This is a genomic window from Kocuria sp. UBA5001 (assembly GCF_002398425.1).
Lineage (GTDB): Bacteria > Actinomycetota > Actinomycetes > Actinomycetales > Micrococcaceae > Kocuria > Kocuria salsicia.
In genome coordinates this window covers 117,573-124,281 of record NZ_DGYR01000006.1, presented here as the reverse complement: position 1 = coordinate 124,281, position 6,709 = coordinate 117,573, and the positions used below count along the sequence as shown (strand labels likewise).

6 protein-coding genes, 1 tRNA gene and 1 pseudogene are annotated in these 6,709 nt (G+C 67.8%); 6 read left to right on the top strand and 2 right to left on the bottom strand.

What is annotated here, in order from left to right; genetic code table 11:
- A pseudogene (locus B3G12_RS03500) lies at positions 1-522 on the top strand (ribosome biogenesis GTPase Der); the annotation flags it as partial.
- A 135-nt stretch (positions 523-657) separates the two neighbouring features.
- A tRNA-Pro gene (locus B3G12_RS03495) sits at positions 658-731 on the top strand.
- A gap of 180 nt (positions 732-911) precedes the next feature.
- Here the strand turns inward: B3G12_RS03495 and B3G12_RS03490 are convergent.
- Together B3G12_RS03490 and B3G12_RS03485 are read right to left on the bottom strand one after the other, a co-directional pair.
- Positions 912-1,454: a tyrosine-type recombinase/integrase gene (locus tag B3G12_RS03490; RefSeq protein ID WP_290499152.1), complete on the bottom strand. Its 543-nt coding sequence runs from the start codon at positions 1,452-1,454 to the stop codon at positions 912-914.
- Positions 1,349-2,503: an IS3 family transposase gene (locus B3G12_RS03485; protein ID WP_290499151.1), complete on the bottom strand. Its 1,155-nt coding sequence runs from the start codon at positions 2,501-2,503 to the stop codon at positions 1,349-1,351. The genes B3G12_RS03490 and B3G12_RS03485 overlap by 106 nt, the downstream gene beginning before the upstream one ends.
- Positions 2,504-2,848: 345 nt before the next feature.
- Here B3G12_RS03485 and B3G12_RS03480 point away from each other — a divergent pair, with 345 nt between their 5' ends.
- From B3G12_RS03480 to B3G12_RS03465, 4 genes are all read left to right on the top strand, one after another.
- Complete coding sequence (locus B3G12_RS03480; RefSeq protein ID WP_290499149.1) at positions 2,849-3,319, top strand: hypothetical protein; 471 nt, start codon at positions 2,849-2,851, stop codon at positions 3,317-3,319.
- Between the two features lie 35 nt (positions 3,320-3,354).
- Positions 3,355-4,491, top strand: a complete 1,137-nt coding sequence (locus B3G12_RS03475) for a zinc-dependent alcohol dehydrogenase (protein WP_290499146.1) — start codon at positions 3,355-3,357, stop codon at positions 4,489-4,491.
- 136 nt (positions 4,492-4,627) lie between these two features.
- Positions 4,628-5,422, top strand: a complete 795-nt coding sequence (locus B3G12_RS03470) for an aldo/keto reductase (protein ID WP_290499144.1) — start codon at positions 4,628-4,630, stop codon at positions 5,420-5,422.
- A gap of 108 nt (positions 5,423-5,530) precedes the next feature.
- Positions 5,531-6,703, top strand: a complete 1,173-nt coding sequence (locus tag B3G12_RS03465; protein WP_290499142.1) for a low temperature requirement protein A — start codon at positions 5,531-5,533, stop codon at positions 6,701-6,703.
- Positions 6,704-6,709: the final 6 nt, after the last annotated feature.

Genomic DNA, 6,709 nt, shown 5'->3' with positions numbered 1-6,709 from the left:
GCCGTGGACGAGGTGCTCTCCGAGCAGGACGTGCGGATCCTGCAGATGGCCGTGGACTCCGGGCGCGCCCTGGTGCTCGCGTTCAACAAGTGGGACACCCTGGACGACGAGCGCCGGTTCTACCTGGAACGCGAGATCGAACGGGATCTGGCCCACGTGTCCTGGGCGCCGCGCGTAAACCTCTCGGCCAAGACCGGGTGGCACAAGGACAAGCTCGTCCCTGCGCTGCACACGTCCCTGGAATCGTGGGACCGCCGCATCCCCACCGGGCGCCTCAACGCTTTCCTGGGGGAGATCGTGGCCGCGCACCCGCACCCCGTGCGCGGCGGCAAGCAGCCCCGCATCCTCTTCGGCACGCAGGTCTCCTCCCGCCCGCCGAAGTTCGTGCTGTTCACCACCGGCTTCCTGGACCCCGGCTACCGCCGGTTCATCCAGCGCCGCATCCGCGAGACCTTCGGCTTCGAGGGCACCCCGCTGGAGGTCAGCATGCGCGTGAGGGAGAAGCGCCAGCGCAAGCGCTGAGTGGTTGCCCCTACTGGCTCGGTTTCCATGCGGCGCGGGCGGCTCGCGAGTCGCCTGCGCCGATGTGAAATTCGGGCAGGGTTGGGGTAATGTAACTCGGGTGTTCGGGGCCGGAAGCGGCGTCGAACACGGTCGCGGGATGTGGCGCAGCTTGGTAGCGCACTTGACTGGGGGTCAAGGGGTCGCAGGTTCAAATCCTGTCATCCCGACAGAAAAGCCCAGGTGAGAGTAAATTTCTCACCTGGGCTTCGTCGTTTCTGGTGTCCTTTTCGGAGGGGTTTATGAAAACATCCGACCGCGGATGTTGACACCTTCCGGGACGCTTCGATTGCGGCCGTTGTGACGAGCCGGGACCTGGAGCCCGTTTTGGGCTGCGATCGGCAGCCTTTTCATCGCCGAGGGGCCGTCGCTAGACCGGACGATGCGGGGCTCTCATGCTCGGGGTACTTGTGTCCGTCGAGGAACGCGTTGGCGCGTGCGGCGGCGTCGGCGAGGTGCCTGGTGCCGGGGTGGAGGTAGCCGCGGGTCGTCTCGATTGATTTGTGTCCAAGGATGCCGTGGAGGACATGGAGCGGGATGCCAGCGTCTGCGAGCCAGGTCGCTCCGGTGTGGCGGAGTCCGTGCCCGGTGAGGCTGGGTAGCTCAAGCTCGGTGACAAGCTGATCCCACTTCGTCGCATCCCGCACACACGCTGTGGTGAGCACCCCACCGCGGGGACCGGTCAGGAGCCGCTCGTCGGGTTCACGTTCGTGCCTGAGTCGCTCCAGTACGGGTTTGAGGGCTTGGGAGCCTGACCCGGTTTCCCGGACGGTTGATGGTGGTTGATTCAAGCCGCCGTGGCAGCGGGGGCGTGAAGGGTTTCGAACTCGTGGGGTGACAGCATCCCGATCCCGCAGTGTCGCCGGCGGGGGTTGGACCAGCCCTCGATCCACTCGAACATCGCCGTCGCGAGGACCTGTTTCGACGGCCACGACCGCCGGTCCAACAGCTCGCGCTGCATGGACGACCAGAACGACTCCATCGCCGCGTTGTCCTGGCTCGAGGCGACCCAGCCCATCGACCCGAGCAGCCCGGCCTGGCGGAGTCGGTGCCCGAACAGCCAGCTCGTGTACTGACTGCCCCTGTCCGGGTGAACGATCGTCCCGGGCGGTGGACGGCGCTGCCAACGGGCCATCTGCAACGCGTCGACGACGAGTTCGGTCCGGATGTGGTCCGCGATCGCCCATCCGAGGATCCTCCTGCTCCAGGCATCAATCACCGCGCAGCAGTAGACCCAGCCGTGCGCGGCGCGGTGTTGCGTGATGTCTGTGAACCACAGCCGGTCCGGACCCTCGGCATGGAACTGGCGCTGCACCAGATCGTCATGCGTGGCCGGCAAGGGGAGGTGACCGCCTTTGCGGGGATGGCACACGCCCTGCAGCCCGTCAGCACGCATCAACCGGGCCACGCGTTTGCGACCACACCGAACACCCAGCCCGAGCCGCAGCTCGGCATGGACCCGCAGGGCTCCGTAGGTTCCACGCGACTGGCGGTGGACCTTGCGGATCGTGACCATCAGTTCGCGGTCGGCCATCGTCCTGCGGCTAGCGGGCCGGTCGCGCCACTCGTAGAACCCGGACCGTGACACCTTCAACACCCGGCGCGCCACCGCCACGGGAAACCCCGCCTCGGCCAGCTCCTCGACGCACCGGAACCCTGTTTTTGGGAGGACGTTCTCCCTCGCGAAATAGGCGCTGGCGCGTTTCAGGATCTCGACTTCCATCTCCAGCACCCGGTTCTTGCGCCGCAACTCGGCCAGCTCTCGGCGCTCATCGCTGGTCAAGCCCTCGACCACGCCAGCACCGATTGCTTCTTCCCGTCGCCACCGAGGCAGACATGACTCGCTGATCCCCAGATTCTTCGCGACCTGGGCAACCGGCTCGCCCTGGTCGACCAGCTCAAGAGCACGACGCCGGAACTGCGGCGACTTCGCAACAGGCATCACGGACTCCTTCCCTGAGGTCATCATCACCTCAGAATCAGTGTCCGAAGAACCGGGCCAGGCTCCGGGAGCAGAAGCTCGCCGTGGCGGACGCTCAAACGTGGGACAGCGCGAACGTGGTGGACCATGAGGTGGCCCGAGACGGGAACCTGGCCACCAGCCGCTCACCCGATGATCTCTTCCCTCTGTTCCGCCGCGGGAGTACTGTCTAGCCCACCGACGCCGGAAACTGCTCGTGAGCAGCCCGGTACGCCATATGACGCAGGCGGGGCTGACTAGCAGCTCGACACCCGGCACCTCGGTACCCGCAAACCTCCTGGAGGTAGGTAGCACATGAGACGAGCAATGGTCATTGTGGTCCTGGCCGGCGCAGCTGCCGGCGGGGTCGTCGCCCGCCGCGCTGTTCAATCGACGCCCGAATCCGCCGGCGAGGAGTCCACGGGGCGCTGGCACAGCGTCACGCTCAACCGCAGCCAGGATGAGGTCATGCCGAACGGGCAGATGCCCGGTCCGTTGGCGGAATTGGGCGACCTCGTCGAGGTCCAGGTCCGGCCGGCCCCTGGCGGAAAGGGCACCGAGCTCGCCGCCCGGCTGCGGGTGCCCGAGCCGACCGGCCCGCGTGCAGCGCGGGCCCGGGTTAGCGGCCACGATCCGCGCCAGCAGGTCCGGTCGGCGTTGCGCCAGTCCAAGCAGCTCGTCGAGGTCGGGGAGGTTCTGCGGGTGGATCCCACTCCGCACGGCCGCCGTACGCCGACCCCGACCGGCAAGTTCATCGACGTCGTCACCCGGCGCGCCGGCGGGGAGGGAGTGCTGTGAAGGCGCTGTGCTGGACCGGCGTCAACAAGACGTCAGTGGAGACCGTCGAGGACCCGAAGATCCTCAACGACCACGACATCATCGTCAAGGTGCGACTTAGCACCACCTGCGGCTCAGACCTGCACCTGCTCGCCGGGTACATCCCGTCGATGCGCGCCGGTGATGTGCTCGGCCACGAGTTCATGGGCGAGGTCGCCGAGGTCGGCAAGGACGTCCGCAACCACAAGGTCGGCGACCGCGTCACCGTCTGCTCGTTCATCGCCTGCGGGGAGTGCTGGTACTGCTCCCAGAAGTTGTACTCACTGTGCGACAACGGAAACCCCAACCCGGACCTGAGTGAGGGGATGTGGGGCAGCGCCATCGGCGGCTGCTTCGCCTACAGCCACATGCTGGGCGGTTTCGCCGGCAGCCACGCCGAGTACGTACGGGTCCCCTATGCCGACCAGGGTGCGTTCGCAGTACCGGACGGGGTGTCGGACCTGGCGGCCCTGTTCGCCTCCGATGCCGCCCCGACCGGTTGGACCGGCGCCGACGGCGCCGGCATCACCCCGGGCGACACGGTCGCGGTGTGGGGCGCCGGCGGGGTCGGACAGATGGCCGCCCGCGGCGCGATGCTGATGGGCGCCGAGCAGGTCATCGTCATCGACCGGCTCCCCGAACGCCTCGCCCAAGTCCGGCAACACATCGGTGCGGACACCTTGGACTACACCGAGGACAGCATCGTGGCCGGACTGAAGGAACGCACCGGCGGCCGCGGCCCGGACGTCGTCATCGAGGCAGTAGGGATGGAAGCGCACGGAACCGGCCCAGCTTACGTATACGACCAGGTCAAGCAGCAGTTGCGGCTGCAGTCCGACCGGCCCACCGCCCTCCGGGAGGCGATCTACGCCTGCCGCAAAGGCGGCAGCCTCTTCATCCTCGGAGTCTTCGGCGGGTTCGTGGACAAGTTCCCGCTCGGCGCGATGATGAACAAGAGCATGACCGTGCGTGGGGCCCAGCAGCACGGCCATCGCTACATCCCCCAGATCCTGCAGCACATCGCCGACGGCGAGCTCTCCACCGAGCACCTCGCCACCCACATCATGCCGCTGGACCAAGGACCCCACGGCTACGAGATGTTCAAGAACAAGCAGGACGGCTGCGTCCGGGCCGTCTTCCAACTCGACCGATGACCCACGCAGTAGGCCAGCACCGGCCGGGGACGCGCTGGCCTTCGAGGATCTCAGCCCACATCTCACCTCAGTACAACCAGAAGGGAAGTGATCGCGGATGCGGCGGATAACGCTGCCGAGCGGGGAGTTCATCCCTGTGCTGGGCCAGGGCACCTGGGGCTGGGGTGAGGACCCCGGCCGCCGCCGCGACGAGGTCGCCGCGCTGCACGCCGGCCTCGAGCTGGGCATGACGCTGGTGGACACCGCCGAGATGTACGCCGACGGCGGCGCGGAGGAGGTGCTCGGTGAAGCATTGGCGGGTCGCCGCGACGAAGCGTTCGTGGTCAGCAAGGTCCGGCCGTCCAACGCCTCCCGTTCCGGCACGATCGCGGCCTGCGAACGCAGCCTGAAACGCCTGGGCACCGATCGGATCGACCTCTACCTGCTGCACTGGCAGGGCAGGTACCCGCTGGAGGACACCGTCGCGGCCTTCCAACAGCTCGTCGAGGACGGGAAAATCCGATACTGGGGCGTCAGCAACTTCGACCACCGGGCCCTCGCCGACCTGCGGGACGTGCCGGGCGGCGGCGGGCTGGCCACGGATCAGGTGCTGTACAACCTGTCGCGGCGAGGACCGGAGTACGACCTGCTGCCGTGGTGCGCCGACCACCAGCTGCCGGTCATGGCGTACTCGCCGATCGAGCAGGGCCGCATCCTCCACGACACGACGCTGAACGACGTCGCGGCCCGTCACAGCGTCAGCGCCGCGGCGGCGGCCATCGCCTGGGTGCTGCGCCGCGACTCGCTCTGCACGATCCCCAAGGCGAGCAGCCCGCAGCACGTGCGCGACAACGCCACAGCACTGGACGTGGAGCTGACCCGCGAAGACCTGGATGCTCTGGATCGTGCGTTTCCGCCGCCAAGCGGACCGCGACCACTAGAAATGCTGTGACCCTGGCCAAGTGCGCAGCCCGGTCGGTCCGGGCAGCGCTCCGGACAGCGCGGCAGCACCGTCGGTGAGGGTGGGAGTTGCCGGGCTTGAAAGGGGATGATTTCGCGGATGTCAGAGAACTCTGAGCCGGGCAGCGAGGCCGACGCGCGGGACAGCGACAGCGGGTCGGTGGGCAACCTAGAGCTGTTCTTCGACCTGGTGTTCGTGTACGCCATGACGCAGCTGACCGAGCTGGTGCGGGACGACGTTTCGTGGCGGGGTTTCGGTCATGGTGTGCTCGGCCTACTGGCGGTGTGGTGGGCCTGGGTCTGCTACACCTGGCTCACCAACACCTTCACCACGAATCGGGTGGTATTTCGCTGCCTGGTCATCGCCGCCATGGCTGCGATGCTGCTGGCCGCAAGCGCACTCCCGACCGCGTTCAGCACCGGAGCCCTCGTCTTCGGGCTTGCCCTGCTCGCCATCCGCGTCATCCACCTGGTCTTGTTCGTCGTGGACGCCTCCCACGACGACGAATACCTCCGTGCAGGCCTCCTGCGGCTGGCCCCGAGCCTGCTCATCGCACCAGTCCTGATCGCCGTCGCCGCCGCCTTCCCAGCCCCCTACCGAGAGCTGCTCTGGATCGGCGCAACCATCATCGACTTCGGCGGACCCCTGGTCGCCGGGGTCGAGGGTTTCCGGGTAGTGCCCTCCTACTTCGTCGAGCGCCACGGCAACATCATCATCATCGCGCTCGGTGAAGCCGTCGTCGGGCTGGGCACCGGGGCCAGCGAGCACCTGCAGCAACCGGTCGTGCTCGCCGCCGCCGTCCTCGGAGTCCTGATCGCCGCCTCGTTGTGGTGGACCTACTTCGGTCTGACCGCCGGCGCCGAGCAACGCCTCAAAGACGCCGACGGGCCCGAACGCGCCCGACTGGCCCGCGACGCCTACGGCTACCTCCACCTTCCCCTGGTCGCCGGGGTCGCCTTCTTCGGCTTCGGCGCCAGCGTGGCGCTCGAGCAGGTGTTCGACCCGTTACCGCTGCTGCCGGCCATCGCCCTCAGTGGCGGGGTGGGCCTGTTCTACGCCGCCGATGTCGCCTACCGATGGCGCGATCACCATCAGCTCGTGCCGGACCGCCTCCTCACGGCGGCCGCATCCCTGCTCATCATCCCGCCAGCACTGATCATGCCCGCATGGTCAGTGTTGACGGTTCTCACCGCGGTCGGCGCCCTGCGCCTGACGTGCGAACTCGTGCGACGGCCGCGGATCGGTCCCGCAGCCGCCGGCCAAGTCCACTGAGGCCGG

What these genes read in the sequence shown, in the direction of transcription:
- B3G12_RS03485 (WP_290499151.1), bottom strand. Translation starts at nt 2,503, where the DNA reads ATGCCTGTTGCGAAGTCGCCGCAGTTCCGGCGTCGTGCTCTTGAGCTG.
- B3G12_RS03480 (WP_290499149.1), top strand. Translation starts at nt 2,849, where the DNA reads ATGGTCATTGTGGTCCTGGCCGGCGCAGCTGCCGGCGGGGTCGTCGCC.
- B3G12_RS03465 (WP_290499142.1), top strand. Translation starts at nt 5,531, where the DNA reads ATGTCAGAGAACTCTGAGCCGGGCAGCGAGGCCGACGCGCGGGACAGC.